Here is a 16394-nt window from a genome sequence, read left to right as displayed (position 1 = left end):
TCTTATATTAGAGTTGCATAAGCACAATATAAAACGCAAGTACCGACGACTAAAATCATAGGCTTTATCCGAAGCTTATGCTCTTTATGACAAAACTTCGGTATTAGGCTGCCCCATTAAATTTGCCTGAATTATTATTGTATTCAAACAAGTTTTGTCTAGACTAGCCCAAGCCTCAATCAAGGAATCGTTATATGTTAGTTTGGTACTCTCTTGTTTAACAATATTTTGCTTTATTAAAATATTGGTAAAATCTTGAGCCGATTGCTGAGTGTTTAACTTTAATACAGATTGAATCGAATTCAGTAAACTATTTAATTTTGCAGGTTTATTATTTCTAATTTTACTTAGATAATCACAATACTGTTTCACTCTTTGTAAATGCGGCTTAATCTGAATTTCATCAACTGATGGTAAAGCTTTACTTAAAGCCTGTACCTCACCTTTTTTTCTAATTTTAAGAGCTTCTTTCATCCTAGATAGCTCATAACTTACAGTCTGATCTTTAATCTGAATTAATTGATAATCTTTTAACTGCTCAATAATTTTTCTAGTATTGCTTGTATATCCTTTTAACCAAGACTTTAAAGCATTGTTTAATGAATTAAATTGTTTTGGTTGATTTTTTAAGAGTAATTGAATTGCAAACAGTAAAGGTTTCATCTCATCAGAGCTTAAATCAATTTCCTGATTTATTAATTTAAACTCTTTACTAGGTGAAGATGAGATATCCTTTTTTAACTGTTGAGACTTAAAACCCATTACTGTCAATAAATCAACAATATATTCAATTTTCTTATCATTCGACATAACATCAAATTCAATATTTGATTTATCCATTTGAATAGACAACTGACCAGCTAAGAAAGCCAACCCAAAGTCTGCAGCATCTGGTCCTATCTTAGGCATTTTAATAAGAACAAGCTTTTTCTTAGTCACAAAATCAGAAAGCATCTGCAAACCGTCCAAGCTTAAATTTATAGGTGATTTTGCATACACCAAATACACATATTGATATTGAGCTAAGTATTTCAAAAGCTCTTTTTCAGTTTTTTGAATATTTTCGATGTCTACTAATAATATTTTTTTCATATACCCTCAGTCTTATCAACTCAAAAACATTTCATGGCTATACAGCACTTCATGCCCATTCCAATAAATATAGCCTTTTTCAATCAGTTCTTTGAGCAATAAGCGAATGTCAGATTTTGGAAAAAGTCGTTCCAATAAATCACGCAACTCATAAATATCTTTAGGCTTATCACCTTTTAGCTCACGTAGTTTTTTTGCCACTTCCCATTGCACAGGGTCAATTTGGCTAAAGTTTTTAAACAACGCATGCTGAGGATGCAATTCTGCAACTTCTGCTTGCTCCGCTAGCGTAGACTTTTCTGTCACCTCTTGAATGGGCTCTGCTACAGCATCTAAATCTAACTGCACCCATTGTTTCAGTACTTTTTTACGGAAACTGATCTGCTCATCTACACGTTTAACAATTTTTAGGTTAATCAACATGCCCAACACATGCTGTGCCTTATCTGCTTCAAGCTGCAAAATATTGGCGATCGAGTTTTTTAAAGCGTCTTGATTCGTCGGTTTACCTGACATTTTTGCCAACGCCTCACAGTACTTTTTCACCAACAGCAATTCAGGCTTACTGCGAATTGCTGCAGGGCTCGGTAATTGATGTTTACTTTTCGCAGCCTGAACTTCAGGCTGAATATGAATCAGGTGACAAGCGATTTCTGAAGCCTGCAACATTTCCAATAAAATCTGAATACTGTCTGCGGCAGAAATGACTTCAACCTGTGTATCGGGCTCAAGCAGCGCCATCAGTTGCCCCACCACCACAGCATATTCAAACTCTTTAAATTCAGCACGAGGGCTATCTAAAATAATGAGCTGACCTGTGCTAACCCAGCCTGCGAACTCGGTTAAATCTTGCAGGCTGTATTCAAATTTTCCTGCACAATTAAACAGATACACACTAGGATGATGCTCAACAATCTCTCGCAACAAGGTCGCGGTAGGCATGTTGTTTTCAAGATCAAGTAACACAACTTTAGAAGACATAAATTTTAGCGAACACGGGTAGATTTTAAGATTTTGGCGCAGCAGCCGAGCATTACAACGGGAAGTATCGTAAAGGTCAAATAAAATTCATGTCTGACATTGTTTTGATCTGAACTACCTTCCCTGTATTTACGCATCTTCGAGCCTTAATAATGCGGTGGACGGTTAGTCAGTGGGTCAAATGGCGCAATGCCTTCCGACAAATCGGCAGACTCAACCCGCTGATACAACAATTGCATTTGTTGCTTTAAATCCGCAATTTCCAGACTTTGGCGTACCACTTGTTCATTCAATTGTTCAACTAAATCGTCCAAAAATGCAATTCGCACTTGCAAATCTTCAATGGGTGCGGAAAATGACGCCTGATCATCTATACTTTGTTTAGTCATTTCAAATCCTCATTTGAGATTTTTTAGGAAACACTATGGCCTATATTACTTTAAGGGATGTCCAACTTGCATTTGGTGGACCTGCCTTGCTCGACGGCGCGAATTTTAACCTAGAACGTGGCGAACGAGTGTGTTTGATTGGCCGTAATGGGGAAGGTAAGTCTACTCTACTTAAACTGATTGAAGGAAGTTTACTACCCGATGCCGGTGAAGTATCGCTGCAAAATGGCATCACTATTTCTATGCTGGCACAAGATGTACCGATGTCATCTGGTAAAGTGGCTGATATTGTGGCCGATGGTGCAGGTGAAGCAGCTGCGGTGCTCAAAGCCTACCATGAAGCCAGCGATGCCTGTGTATTGGGCGATATGGATGCCTGTGATCGCATGGGGAACCTGCAACACAAGTTGGATCAGCTGGATGGCTGGGCGCTAGAAAATAAGGTCAATGCCATTTTAAGTAAAATGGGACTGGATCCGAATGCAGACTTGGCCGATTTATCGGGCGGACGTAAACGTCGTGTGTTGTTGGCACGTGCCCTGCTCACACAGCCTGATGTGTTGTTATTAGATGAGCCAACTAACCACTTGGATGTAGAAAGTATTGAATGGTTAGAAAAATTCTTACTCGATCAAAACAATTTAACCCTGCTGTTTATTTCGCATGACCGTGCTTTTGTAGACAGTATTGCCACTCGTATTGTCGAGCTAGATCGTGGTGTGTTACGCAGCTATGAAGGCAACTATTCACGCTATTTAGATTTAAAAGCACAGCAACTTGAAGCTGAAGAAAAACAAAACGCACTATTTGATAAAAAACTGGCCGAAGAAGAAGCATGGATTCGCCAAGGCATTAAAGCACGTCGTACCCGTAACGAAGGACGTGTGCGTGCCTTAAAAGCCTTACGTGAAGAATCGAAGGCTCGTCGCTTCCAACAAGGCAAAGTCAATATGGCTGCACAGGAAGCCAACCGCTCAGGCAAACTTGTGTTTGAAATTGAACATTTACAAGTTGCTTTTGGCAATCAAGCACCAATTATTAAAGACTTTTCGGCATTGGTTTTACGTGGCGACCGTATTGGTTTAGTGGGTGACAACGGTGTGGGTAAAACTACACTGATTAAAGCCATTTTGGGTGAAATTGAGCATGGCGGTTCTGTCAAAACAGGAACACAGCTCGAAATTGCCTATTTTGACCAATTGCGTAACGTCTTGGATTTGGAAAAATCAGTTAAAGATAACGTATCTGAAGGTTCAGATTTTGTAGATGTAAACGGACAACGTCGTCATATCTATAGTTATTTGCAAGACTTTTTATTTTCACCTGAACGTGCACGTACGCCTGTTAAAGCCTTGTCTGGCGGTGAACGCAACCGCATCTTACTGGCAAAATTATTACTTAAACCATCTAACTTAATTGTGATGGATGAGCCAACAAATGACTTGGATATGGTCACTTTAGAATTGCTTGAGGAAATGCTCAGCGACTATAAAGGAACTTTATTACTGATTTCACACGACCGTGCCTTTATGGACAACGTAGTGACTTCAACTTGGGTGTTTGATGGCAAAGGCAATATTGATGAATATATTGGCGGCTATCAGGACTATTTGCAGCAGCGTCCAGACCAAACTGTGGTTGATCAAAAAAGTGATGTAAAAAAAGCTGTTGCCAAAGCCGAGGCTGCAGCTGCCGCGCCACAAGCGAAAAAAGTCAAATTAAGCTACAAAGATCAACGTGCTTTGGAGCAATTACCAGGCGAAATTGAAGCATTGGAGCAGGAACAAGCAGAATTGTCTGAAAAACTGGCAGATGGCTCTTGGTTTGTAACGGATGCTGAAGCCGCCACCAAAGCCTCACAGCGTTTGGCAGAAATTGATGAAGAGCTATTGGAAAAACTAGAACGCTGGGATGAGTTAGAAAATCTGGCCAATGGTAACTAGGTAAATAAGCTCGAGGGATATGTCAAACGTGTTTAAGCGCTAGGCATAAATCCTCTAAAATCAGACCTCTTAAAGCATCTTTCCCATTGGACGGATGCTTTTTAATTTTAAAATCGGTTCATGCTACACTGCAACGATGCAACAAGCGATCTGGATATTATGAGTCAACGCACTGAATTTCAACCTGGTGAATTTCAATGGTCTTTCCTGTTACCCAAATACTGGGGGGTATGGATTGGCATCGTTTTTCTCATGATTTTAGCCATTTTACCATGGGCAATTCAGTATCGTTTGGCACAGTTTTTGGGCAATTTAGCCTTTAAAAGCATGAAGTCGCGTCGGTTGACCACCTTACGCAATTTAGAAGTGTGTTTCCCTGAATGGAATGAAGCGCAACTGCATGAAAATGCACGACAAGTATTTGTAGATCAAATGCTCGGTGTATTTGAAACGCTTAACGCATGGTACAACCCACAGTGGTTTAAAGGTCGTACCCAAGTTGAAGGTTTAGAGCATATTCAGCAGGCACAGAGTGCAGGTCGTGGTGTTTTGCTTTTGGGCACTCATTCTACTTTACTCGATGCGGGCGGTTATGTCTGTGCCCAATATTTTGACCCTGACGTGGTCTATCGCCCACAAAACAATCCGTTATTGGACATGCTCATTTACCGTTGTCGCGCCACCATTTATGGTCATCAAATTGACCACGATGATATGCGTGGCTTAATCCGACAATTAAAAAACGGGCGTGCGATTTGGTATAGCCCAGATCAGGATTTTGGTTTAAAACAAGGGGTGATGGCGCCATTTTTTGGCGTGCCTGCAGCAACAGTCACGGCGCATCGTCGTCTGTTAAAAATGACCAAAGCCGCTGCAATTCCGTTATATTTTTACCGTACAGGTGAGCTTGCCAACCCTCAATATAAAGTGCTGATTGAGCCTGAACTGTTAGATTTTCCAAGTGCAGATGAAGTCGCAGATGCAACGCGCACCAATTTTATTATTGAGCAGCAACTACGCATCGCTCCTACCCAATATATGTGGTTTCATCGTCGGTTTAAGAGCCGTCCCGAAGGTTATGACAGTATTTACTAATCTGTACGGTAAAAGGAAAGATTCATGAAAGTCATGCAGCTATTACCCGAATTAAACAGTGGCGGTGTAGAACGTGGCACCCTAGAAATTGCCCGTGCCTTAGTCGCTCAAGGGCATACCTCATTGGTGGTGTCGAATGGCGGGCGGATGGTGAACCAACTTGAAACTGAAGGTTCTATACATTTAAAGTTGGCCATCCACAAAAAATCATTATCAAGCTTGTGGCAAATCCGTCCTTTACGCCAACTGATTCTGCAACATCAACCAGACATTGTGCATGTGCGTTCTCGTGTACCTGCTTGGCTGACCCATTTTGCTCTAAAAGGTATTCCAGCAGAAAAACGTCCTCACTTAATTTCAACCGTGCACGGTTTTTATTCAATTAACCGCTACAGCCAAATTATGACCCAAGCTGAAAAAGTGATTGCCGTTTCAGACAGTGTGGTCACCTACATTCACGATCATTATAAAAATTGCCCAGCCGAAGATATTGTCCGTATTTATCGTGGAATTGACCCTGCGGCATTTCCACATGGCTATCAACCTTCTACACAATGGATTCAACAGACCTATCAAGATTTTCCTGAACTTGAACATAAGTTTTTAATTTGTTTGCCAGGACGTATCACACGTTTAAAAGGTCATGAAACATTAATTGATCTAATTGCGAAATTAAAAAACCAGTATCCACATATCCATGCTGTAGTTGTAGGCGGTGCAGATGCGAAAAAAATAGCTTACCTGCAAGAACTAAAACAAAATATTCAGGATAAACATTTGACTGAAGTCATAACATTTGTTGGACACCGTTCTGATATTCGTGAATGGCTTGCTTTTAGCGATATTGTACTTTCTCTTTCTAATCAGGCAGAAACCTTTGGGCGTACCGCACTTGAATCTTTATCTGTAGGTACACCTGTAATTGGCTGGAACCGTGGGGGCGTAGCAGAAATTTTATCGCAATTGTATCCGCAAGGGCTAATAAAAGTCGATGATCAGTCTGCTTTATCGAAAACTGTAGAGTTACACATACAGCAAAAGCAAAGCGTAGCACCTGTGGAGGTATTCAGTTTGGCAGATATGTGCCACCAAACCTTAGATTTATATCAGCAAGTTTTGCAGTCAAAACGCACCTAAAGCCTTAGAACTAAATCAAGCTGATTGAAATTTAATTCGTTTAAAAAACAATGAAAGTGAAAAAAAACAATCCCTAAAAATCATCGCCCGAGTTCTACTTCCTGTAAAACTCGGGCTCATGAGGTTGTGCTTTCAAAACTTATTGTTATTTTATTATGTGGCATTCCTTACCTACATCATATCCTTGATGTTCATCCATCGGCGTCGTCTTCCTTAATGGGATATTCCGTTCCCGAGTCCTTGTGCCGATGAAGTAATCTTAACCAGATCAGTCAGAATAAACTATGCGCCATGTGCCTAAATCCGTGTAAGCTATTTCGTACACTTTTCGATTGATTTCTAAACCGATTTACCCTGCTCTTTATACGGCTGCGCAATTTCATCTGTCACAATCTTTTCTTCTAGCTCAGCTTTTTCAATGCCTTCCTGAATTGCGTCCTGTGCTTCTTGCTCATCGGCATCAGTTTGAGGCAACTCTTCTTGAATCCGATCAAAAATACGCCCTGTCTGCAAAACCACATACACAGGAAAATGATCCGAGCCGATATGTGCTAAGCGTTTCATCTTGACCAAAGCAAAGTCTGTGCTATGAAAAACATGGTCTAACGACCAACGCAGCAAGGGATAATCTGCATGAAAGGTATTGATGTAATGACGTCCTACCCGTGGATCAAGTAAGCCACTAATCCGCTGAAACAGTCGTGTCGTACGTGACCATGCCACATCGTTTAAATCTCCCATAACAATGCAACTTTCATCCAAATCTTTGATTTGATCACCCACAATAAGTAGCTCTGCATCACGCAAAGTTGAATCTTTGGCTTCAGTTGGGCTTGGTGGTTTAGGATGCAAACAATATAGCTGCACAGGTTGTCCTGAAGGCAAAAATACAGTGGTATGAATGGACGGAATTTCATCACTGAGAATAAATTTAATTTCTGTATCTTTGAGTGGCAAACGGCTATACAAATGCATCCCGTACAAATTATCTAAAGGAACTGCGACCCGATATGGATAATCCACCTCAATTTCAGTCAAAGCCTGTTGCCAAATTTGGTCAGACTCCAAGGTCAAAACCAAATCGGGTTTCAGTTGCTGAATTTGTTCAATGAGCAAATGATGCTTTTGATTGGGCGTCAGCACATTGGACACAATTAAAGAAATTTGTTTTTCAGGGTTCAATTGTTCAGGACGAACTTGCTTCACCTGTTTTTTCCACAATAAAGTGTACGGCAAGACCATTTTGAGTTGATAAGCCAAAGCAGCAATCACGCCAATCAAGATCACTTGGCGTGACATATCCCATGGATGTTCCCAAACTAGCAATAAAATAAAGGCAATAATCCCCAGTGCTAAAATTTGCAAACGCGGAAAATCTGCGCCCCGAATCCACCACTCATCACGCGGAATCAGCGACCAAAAACTGAGCCAAATCACCAATATTGCCAGTATCTCCACCCAAATCATGTTGTCTAACTCACTTGTATTTTTTGATTTTTCTTGCTTGAAACAAATGTTATCAATTTGTATGTAACATAAACTAGAGATTTCACTCAATAATACTCATGTTTTGTTCATGTAATGCTTGCAGTTGCGCCCCCTTTTGATAAACTCATACTCCTTTTTGTTTTTTAACGCACCGAGGCAAAGTGACATGAAAGTAGGTCTGGTCGGTTGGCGCGGGATGGTCGGTTCCGTCCTTATGCAACGTATGGTTGAAGAAAATGATTTTGCTCATTTTGAGCCATTCTATTTCTCTACCAGTAATGCTGGCGGTGAAGCACCAGCGTTTGGTGGTAAGACTGCTCCAGCACTTATGGATGCAACAGACCTAAACAGTCTGAAGCAAATGGATGTCATTATTACCTGTCAAGGTGGTGACTATACTTCTGAAGTTTTTCCAAAGCTTAAAGCTGAAGGCTGGAATGGCTACTGGATTGACGCAGCATCTACCCTACGTATGGATGATGAAGCCATTATCGTGCTTGACCCTGTCAACATGAATGTCATTAAAGATGGCTTGGTGAATGGCACTAAAACTTTCGTGGGCGGAAACTGTACTGTTTCACTCATGTTGATGGGCTTGGGCTCACTGTTCCAAAACAATTTAGTGGAATGGGCGACGTCAATGACTTATCAGGCAGCTTCTGGTGCAGGTGCGCAAAACATGCGTGAGCTGATTACAGGCATGGGCTACCTCTACAACAACACCAAAGACTTGTTGGATGATCCACGCTCACCAATTTTAGACATTGACTCTAAAATTGCAGCATTACAACGTGGCGAAGGTTTCCCATCAGAAAACTTTGGTGTGCCTTTAGCGGGTTCTTTAATTCCATACATAGACAAGCAGCTTGAAAGCGGCCAATCGAAAGAAGAATGGAAAGGTCAAGTTGAAACGAACAAGATCTTAGGCAATCAGCAGATCGTTCCAATTGATGGTCACTGTGTACGTATTGGTGCAATGCGTTGTCACTCTCAGGCAATCACCTTGAAGCTGAAAAAAGACGTACCATTGAATGAAATTGAAGATATGATTCGTCAATCAAGCCAATGGGCTAAAGTTGTTCCAAATACTCGTGAAGCATCTATGACTGATCTTACACCTGTAGCTGTGACTGGTACTTTAACTGTTCCTGTGGGTCGTTTGCGTAAAATGAACATGGGCAAAGAGTACTTAGGTGCATTCACTGTAGGTGACCAATTACTTTGGGGTGCTGCTGAGCCATTACGCCGCATGTTACGCATCTTAATTGATTACAAAAACGCCTAAATACTCGCTTGATCACTCAATCATTTTGATGTTGTGATCTAGCAGCAAAAAGCCAGTCAAATTTTGACTGGCTTTTTTTATGTAATCGGTGTGTTAATATTTTACAATCGACCTACAACTCGCTACTCTATCCTTTTCGCCTTGCGATAAATGACCGAGCTAACAATTAAGATGACTGTATATAACAAATTAAAGATCGCCATTTTATCTATTTTGGCTTCGCAGCAAATGTATGCAATGAATGTTGACCCAATTCAAATTCAGTCAACAGCTGGGGAATTGCTTTATGCTGAAATCAACTTTCATCAATCCAATATTAATGAACCGATTGATGTAGGTTTGGCCACGGCAGAAGATTTAATGTCTATTGGTGCAAGCCATCGTCCACCAGGCCATCTTAACTTTTTTACCCGCCGCAACGGCAATGGTACAGGGGTCATTACCATTACCTCCTCACGACCTCTGACAGAGTCTGAGCTTAATATTGTGGTTAAAATTAAAGAAGGTAATGCAACACGTTTACAGCATATTCGTACACCATTAAAGCGCAGTACACCTGCCCCGCTCGCCGCAACGCAGCGCAGTAATGAACAGGCTTTAACCCCTGTGATGATCGTGAATGAGCAAGATATTGCCTTAAATTTACCTGTAAGCACTCATTACCAAGTTGAAACACCAAAGGCGATTGAGCGTAATGCGTTTGAAGCACCGCTTACCATTCAGCGCAGTGCTCCTCCTGCGCTCAATCAGCAGCAAGTGACTGTAGTACAAACAGCACCAAGCCGCAGCAGCACAACAGCAAGTAACACCGTGGTTAACACAACACCAGAGCAACAAGTCAGCAATTCCACAACACCTAAAACGACGACCACAACATCCTCTGTGACTGTGGCACAACAATCTGCTGATCCTTTGGTTCAAAAATTTGCTGCCGAACAGCGTGCAAAACAAGCGGCTCAAGCTAAACCCGAATCACCAGCCAGCAAACCTGCTCAAACAGCAACAACCAAAGCAAAACCAAGCGTGACAGCACCAAGCAAGACTCAACATGTGGTGCAATCAAATGAGTCTTTATGGGCAATTGCCTCACGTATTGCGGGTGAAAATAACCAGCCTGTTGCAAAAGTCATGCAACAAATTAAAGCCAATAATGAGCATGCTTTTATTCAGGGAGATGCCAATCGTTTACGTCGTGGTGCAACCCTAAACCTACAGACACAAGCAGGTACAAAAGCCCAGAAAAAAGCAACGATTCCAGTGCCTGAACAAGCCACTGCAGCACAATCTGGCAAAGCCAAATATCGTTTGAATCAGGCTGAAATGAGCCTTGTCGCTGAAAATCAACAAGACTCCACCCATGGTTCTGCGAAAAAGAACACACAATCCACACAAACTTCGGGTGACTTGTCATTAAAAGTTATGACATCCCGCGAGAAAACCGTTAAATTACAAAAGAACGTAACAGAATTAGAATTGGCATTACGTCAGAAGGATCACAGAATTCAATTACTCAATGCGCGCTTGGCTGAACTGCAACAACAATTGCAAAAACAACAAGCAGCAAATAAGCCAAAACACTAAATGTTACTTACAATGATTTTTTTGGGATATAAGGTCAAACACGCACCACATCCTCAAGGGGTATAAACATGCTGATTTATGTGATTCCGTTTATTTTGCTACTGGTAATCGCAATTTTCTTGAAAAAGCGTGAAGCAAGTAAAGAAGCTGAACCAACCACCAAAAAAGCAGCAACGCCAGCAAAAAGTAGTGCAAAAAAAACCACGACTACAAAAAAAACGGCACAAAAATCAGTTGCTGTTGAAGATGTGGTACCTGCAGCACAGCACTCTACCCCTGTACCTGTTAAAATTCAGACGAATATTGAAAATCTGATTAAGGAACGTAATTTCTTTGCTGCAGAAGCACAGATCAATCAGGCCTTAAAACGCGATAATTCTTTACACGGTCTGTATTTATTCTTGCTCGACATTCATTTACAGCAAAAAGATGAGTTTGCGATTGATCAATTGCTGAATCATTTACGCTCTTTAGAGTTAGATGATATTTTGACGCAGGCCGAAGCGAAAAAGGCCAGCTATGTACGTGAGAGCATTGAAGAAAAATCAGCTGACGAGACCTCTCAATCCGCTTCTAATGCTAGCTTAGACTTCACTGCACCATCTAGCACACCTAATCAAACTGCATCATTTGACCAGTTACAACACGAATTAACTTCAAATAAAACTACAGATACTGCAGCTGGCTTAGAATTTGATACCTCATCATTAAACTTAAGCCCTGCTGCACCTGTAGAAAAAGCAGCTGAGCCTGAAGTAAAAGCAAAACCTGCTGCTTTAGACTTTAATTTTTCTGTAGATACTGCACCAGCAACAGAGAAAACTGAAGTACCTACAATTACACCTGAGCCAAGTACAAGTGCTACAGAAGCAGCCCAACCGCTTGAATTTTCTTTTGATTTAGAGCCGAATAAAACTGAAACTGTAGCACCTGAAACACCAGCAAGTGCACCTGCTACAACTGAAGCCCCAAGTTTAGACTTTGACTTTTCAACAACAGAAACCCCTGCGGCTGTTGAAGCAAAAACTGAACCTGCTACATCTGAATTCAATTTCACATTTGACAGCGCACCTGCTCCAGAAACAACAACTGAAGCAGAAGCCCCAGCTGAGGTCATAGCTACTCCAACTCTAGAGCAAGAAACGACAACTGCTCCTGTTGCTGCAACCGTTGACCTGAATGACCCGTTGGTTAAATCATTCCCTGATTTAGCTCAGGTTGATGAAATTCAATTAAATTTAGACTTGGCTGCTCAATATATCGAATTAGGTGCTTTTGATGCTGCCAAGGCCTTACTCAGCGAGCAAGATGCAGATTACTCAACTGAACAACGCCAACGTGCCGATCAGTTACTGAATCAAATCGCTTCTTGAAGCAAATCCAATTAAGATAAAGCAGTCATCCTTGACTGCTTTTTTTTATGATGAAAAAAATTGCTTTGATTTATATGGGCGGCACCTTTGGCTGTGTCGGCGAACCCCTAAGTCCAATGCCTGCTGAGCAATTTCTACCTCGCTTAGCACAAGTCCTCCCCCTAAATTTAGATATTGAATGTTTTGTTGCACCTGTTATTAAAGACAGTAGCGCCTGTACCGCAGCAGACTGGCTATTGCTGATTCAATATATTCAAAAATTACAACAACAAGATTTTCAGCATTTTGTGATTCTGCATGGCACTGACACTCTCAGCTATGCCAGTGCGGTATTGGCACGTTTTTTAACGCATTCTGCTCACGTCATTTTAACCGGTAGCCAATATCCGCTTTTAAATACACAAGGCACAGACACCCGTGAATTTAGTGATGCACTCGACAACCTAAATTTTGCTTTAGCACAGATTCATCAAGTGAATCTGGGCGTGTATCTAGCTTTTCATCACCAACTCATTCACGCTGCAACAGCCCTGAAACAACACACCACGGAGCTAAATGCGTTTACAGGGCAATCTGCTTTAGCCTGCAGTGGAATTCAACCTTACGATGAGCCACCGTTAAGCATCACAGCTCAGCATATTGAAAAAGCTCAGCACTTTAACTGCCTCAATTGGATGCTACAACCGATTGCACTTTCAGCCTTGATACAGAATTTAAAAGCCTTACAACAACATCCACCCCACTGTCTGATTTTACAAAGTTATGGCACAGGCAATATGGCAGTCAATGCCGAGGTCATCGCCCTGATTCATGCCCTGCAAAGCCAGCAATGTGCAGTGATTCTCACCACACAAGTCACCTTTGGAGCAATAGAACAACGCTATGCCATCAGCCAATGGTTGCAGGACAGTAAAATTTTTATCAGCAATTGCCACAGCCATGCAGATCTGTATGCAAAAGCCTTAAAAATGCATTTACAATACGACAGCCTTGCACAGTGGTATGCGCATTGGCATTCTTCAGTGTAATTTGAGGTCATTATGCAGCGTTTTGCAGTCGGAATTGAATTTTGTGGCATTCGTTATCGCGGCTGGCAAACCCAGCAAGCAGGCGTGCCGAGTGTGCAGGAAACCATGGAAAAAGTCCTGAGCAAAATTGCTGATGAACGAATTATTTTACACGGTGCAGGACGTACCGATGCTGGCGTGCACGCAACCAATATGGTGGCGCATTTTGATACTCAGGCCATTCGCCCTGAACGTGGCTGGTTAATGGGTGCCAACAGCCAACTACCTAAAGATATTGCGATTCAATGGATTAAGGCTATGGACATGGATTTTCATGCCCGTTTTAAGGCACAGGCACGCCGCTATCGCTATGTGGTTTACAATAATCCGCAACGTCCTGCCTTATTGCACAAGCAAGTTACGCATGCTTATTATCCCTTAGATGTCGACAAAATGATTGCGGCTGCACAGAAATTTGAAGGTACGCATAATTTTGAGAGTTTTCGCGCTGCTGCATGTCAGTCCAATCAACCTGTACGCCATGTCAGCCATTGCCGCCTGATTCGTCACGGCAATTATTTGGTGCTGGATATTCAAGCTGATGGCTTTTTGCATCACATGGTTCGCAATATCATGGGGTGCTTATTAGAGATTGGGCAAGGGCTGTATGAAATTGACCATATTGACCAAATTTTTGCAGCACAAGATCGTAAGGCTGCAGGCATTACCGCCCCACCTGACGGCTTATATTTTATTCAGGCGCATTATCCGGAACAGTTTGATTTACCCAAAGTTCCTTTAGGGCCTCATTGGTTAAACATGCCTGAATAATTTCTTTTTCAAAATTTTAGTCCCCCTAACCTCCTGATCAGAGAAGAACTAAATTCCCTGAAAAAGTGCAGCAATGAAAAATCCCTCCATTTAGGAGGGACTTGAACAGGCAACTTAACGCTGTTTGCGCTTTCTATATTCCACAGGGGTTTCATTGGTCCAGCGCTTAAATGCACGGTAAAACGTGCTTGGCTCAGAGAAACCCGTTAAGTACACAATTCGCTCCACACTTTCATTGGTATTAGAAAGTAAGCGTTTCGCCAAACGACAGCGATAATCTGACAAAATCTGCTGAAAACTGGTATTGGCTTCACTCAATTGCGTACGTAAGCGACGTGGTGTGATATTCAATTGTGCCGCTACTGTTTCCAGTGTAGTTTCACCACTTTCCAAGGTAGAGCCAATGGCACGTCGTACCTCACCCACCAAATCATAACGTGCCAATTCCTGCAGCTTTTCCAATGCCAGTTGCTCATGTAACTGCAGCAGCTCAGGTTCAGCCTGCCAAAGCGGATACTCTAAAATACTTGGATCAAAGTACAAACGAGTTTCTTTTTGCCCCAAGCTTACTGGACATTCAAACACCCGAAAGTATTCATCATCCATTGCCCCTTCACTAAAATTGAAGTCGATATAAATGGGCTGAAATCTGCCTTCGGTAATAAATTTAAAAAAGCGCAGTACACCCGACATAGCACATTCAGAAAAGTGGCGATTGACAATATTTTCAGACCACGGCTGCACCCCGTTAGTCAAATAACAACGGTCATCCTCAACCACCAGTTTGGCATCAAAAGCATCACTAATTAGACGTTGATAGGCCAAGGCACGCTTTAAGCCTTCTCCAAAGTTTTCTGAAGAAATAAACAAGTGCTCAATCACTTGCCCTCGGTACAATGGCAAATGCTCACCCAAGTGTAAACCGATATCTGGGTCTTTGCTGACTTCTTCAGCTGCAACCCAAAACGCATATTGTGCATTTAAAGGCGTACGTTGATTGGCATCGACCTGATTTAAGGCCACGCCTGCTTTTGTTAAAATTTCTTCGGTTGGCAACCCCGCACGACGAATCGCTTGGTAGCCTAATCGCAATACAACCGATGCATCAGTTAGCTGACCCACGCAAAAACCTTCCTTGTATGTACTTCATTTATACCCAAAAAGATTGAAATTAGATTAACTGCGATTGACCAAACTGACAACCTACCCAAGCCCCTTTTTACAGAAAAAGTATAAACCGATGATTCGCTTATTTTACTAACAGATGCGCGGTGTATAGGGTAAAGCGTCTTGATTTTTTCAGAAAAATTGCCTATAATTTGCGCCTTTCCAATTTGATACTCAGGTAGGCCATGGCCAATAAAGAGGAACTCATCGAGTTCGAAGGCGTTGTCACCGAAACGCTTCCTAATACTATGTTTCGTGTACGTTTAGAAAACGGTCATGAAGTGATTGCTCACATTTCTGGTAAAATGCGTAAACACTATATTCGTATTTTAACAGGCGACAGTGTGAAGGTTGAAATGACACCTTACGACTTAACCAAGGGTCGCATCACTTACCGCGCACGCTAAGTTTTAGAGTAAGCTAAAGCCACTTTCGAAGTGGCTTTTTTACGTTATTTTTTAAAAATCCTCCATTCTCAAACCTTTTCTAGCTACCGCCTATCGAATCACAACATTTCTTCCAGCGTTGCTCGCTACAATAAAATTTTGAGCAATGGAGAAAAGTTTATGTTTTTTCGATCTTGCGTTGCTTGTATAACAGGTCTTTTTGCACTCAGTTTTGTGGCGTGTAGTAGCAATCCACCGCATTCCACTTTAAACCGCGATACTTATTTACAGCAATTTATTGGTCAATCTAGCCAATATATCCTGACCCATCTGCAATTAAGCCAAATTGGCTATCAACAGCTTGGTACAGCTCAAGCTACCCCTCAATTGCTACATTACCGTATCATTCGTCCTATGCGTGTTCCGATCCCTATGGCGCAGCATCCCACTACAGGTATTGGTGCTGTTCCATTAAATATTGGTATCCCGAGTCATGAAAGTTACGATGTTGCACTGGCTTGTGATTTGTATTTTCGCCTACAGCAGGGTATTGCTACCGCAGTGTATGTTTCAGGACAACGCTGTTAATTCTCCTAGCTAAAACACTCTAAAAGTACAAAACCAATAAAAAACGCAGCC

General features: G+C 41.7%; 15 protein-coding genes. 10 read left to right on the top strand and 5 right to left on the bottom strand.

Annotated elements, in window-relative coordinates:
* Window positions 1-84: 84 nt before the first annotated feature.
* The 3 genes from ACNS8M_RS02010 to ACNS8M_RS02000 all read right to left on the bottom strand — a co-directional run bounded on the left by ACNS8M_RS02010 (window position 85) and on the right by ACNS8M_RS02000 (window position 2462).
* Window positions 85-1092, bottom strand: a complete 1008-nt coding sequence (locus ACNS8M_RS02010; RefSeq protein ID WP_168418516.1) for a PIN domain-containing protein — start codon at window positions 1090-1092, stop codon at window positions 85-87.
* A 15-nt stretch (window positions 1093-1107) separates the two neighbouring features.
* Complete coding sequence (locus ACNS8M_RS02005) at window positions 1108-2073, bottom strand: hypothetical protein (protein ID WP_168541428.1); 966 nt, start codon at window positions 2071-2073, stop codon at window positions 1108-1110.
* 146 nt (window positions 2074-2219) lie between these two features.
* Window positions 2220-2462: a SlyX family protein gene (locus tag ACNS8M_RS02000; RefSeq protein ID WP_154321065.1), complete on the bottom strand. Its 243-nt coding sequence runs from the start codon at window positions 2460-2462 to the stop codon at window positions 2220-2222.
* 35 nt (window positions 2463-2497) lie between these two features.
* Between ACNS8M_RS02000 and ACNS8M_RS01995 the strand changes: the two genes are divergently transcribed.
* From ACNS8M_RS01995 to ACNS8M_RS01985, 3 genes are all read left to right on the top strand, one after another.
* Complete coding sequence (locus tag ACNS8M_RS01995) at window positions 2498-4405, top strand: ATP-binding cassette domain-containing protein (protein WP_168418514.1); 1908 nt, start codon at window positions 2498-2500, stop codon at window positions 4403-4405.
* 159 nt (window positions 4406-4564) lie between these two features.
* A complete protein-coding gene (locus ACNS8M_RS01990) occupies window positions 4565-5500 on the top strand; it encodes a lauroyl acyltransferase (protein ID WP_168541426.1) in 936 nt (311 codons plus the stop codon).
* 24 nt (window positions 5501-5524) lie between these two features.
* The gene (locus ACNS8M_RS01985) at window positions 5525-6637 is read left to right on the top strand and encodes a glycosyltransferase family 4 protein (protein WP_168541424.1); all 1113 of its coding nucleotides are present in this window, start codon (window positions 5525-5527) and stop codon (window positions 6635-6637) included.
* Window positions 6638-6976: 339 nt separating this feature from the next.
* Here ACNS8M_RS01985 and ACNS8M_RS01980 read toward each other — a convergent pair whose 3' ends face one another.
* Complete coding sequence (locus ACNS8M_RS01980) at window positions 6977-8104, bottom strand: endonuclease/exonuclease/phosphatase family protein (protein WP_168418511.1); 1128 nt, start codon at window positions 8102-8104, stop codon at window positions 6977-6979.
* Between the two features lie 187 nt (window positions 8105-8291).
* Between ACNS8M_RS01980 and asd the strand changes: the two genes are divergently transcribed.
* The 5 genes from asd (at window position 8292) to truA (ending at window position 14202) form a co-directional block, all read left to right on the top strand.
* Window positions 8292-9410, top strand: coding sequence for an aspartate-semialdehyde dehydrogenase (gene asd, locus ACNS8M_RS01975; RefSeq protein ID WP_168418510.1), 1119 nt, complete (start codon window positions 8292-8294; stop codon window positions 9408-9410).
* 171 nt (window positions 9411-9581) lie between these two features.
* A complete protein-coding gene (locus ACNS8M_RS01970; protein ID WP_419225066.1) occupies window positions 9582-10991 on the top strand; it encodes a hypothetical protein in 1410 nt (469 codons plus the stop codon).
* 68 nt (window positions 10992-11059) lie between these two features.
* Window positions 11060-12364: a fimbrial protein FimV gene (locus ACNS8M_RS01965; RefSeq protein ID WP_168418508.1), complete on the top strand. Its 1305-nt coding sequence runs from the start codon at window positions 11060-11062 to the stop codon at window positions 12362-12364.
* Between the two features lie 47 nt (window positions 12365-12411).
* A complete protein-coding gene (locus ACNS8M_RS01960) occupies window positions 12412-13392 on the top strand; it encodes an asparaginase (RefSeq protein ID WP_419225065.1) in 981 nt (326 codons plus the stop codon).
* Between the two features lie 12 nt (window positions 13393-13404).
* On the top strand, window positions 13405-14202 hold the full coding sequence (truA, locus tag ACNS8M_RS01955; protein ID WP_168541418.1) for a tRNA pseudouridine(38-40) synthase TruA: 798 nt from the start codon (window positions 13405-13407) through the stop codon (window positions 14200-14202).
* A 114-nt stretch (window positions 14203-14316) separates the two neighbouring features.
* On the opposite strand, the gene ACNS8M_RS01950 is transcribed toward truA, so the two are convergent.
* The gene (locus ACNS8M_RS01950) at window positions 14317-15324 is read right to left on the bottom strand and encodes an AraC family transcriptional regulator (protein ID WP_168418505.1); all 1008 of its coding nucleotides are present in this window, start codon (window positions 15322-15324) and stop codon (window positions 14317-14319) included.
* 230 nt (window positions 15325-15554) lie between these two features.
* Between ACNS8M_RS01950 and infA the strand changes: the two genes are divergently transcribed.
* Both infA and ACNS8M_RS01940 read left to right on the top strand, forming a co-directional pair.
* Complete coding sequence (infA, locus tag ACNS8M_RS01945; protein ID WP_001284370.1) at window positions 15555-15776, top strand: translation initiation factor IF-1; 222 nt, start codon at window positions 15555-15557, stop codon at window positions 15774-15776.
* Window positions 15777-15935: 159 nt separating this feature from the next.
* The gene (locus ACNS8M_RS01940; protein WP_168541416.1) at window positions 15936-16343 is read left to right on the top strand and encodes a hypothetical protein; all 408 of its coding nucleotides are present in this window, start codon (window positions 15936-15938) and stop codon (window positions 16341-16343) included.
* Window positions 16344-16394: the final 51 nt, after the last annotated feature.

The organism is Acinetobacter sp. A2 (assembly GCF_048537555.1).
In the GTDB taxonomy this organism is placed as follows: Bacteria; Pseudomonadota; Gammaproteobacteria; order Pseudomonadales; family Moraxellaceae; genus Acinetobacter.
This window is presented reverse-complemented; position numbering and strand designations above follow the sequence as displayed.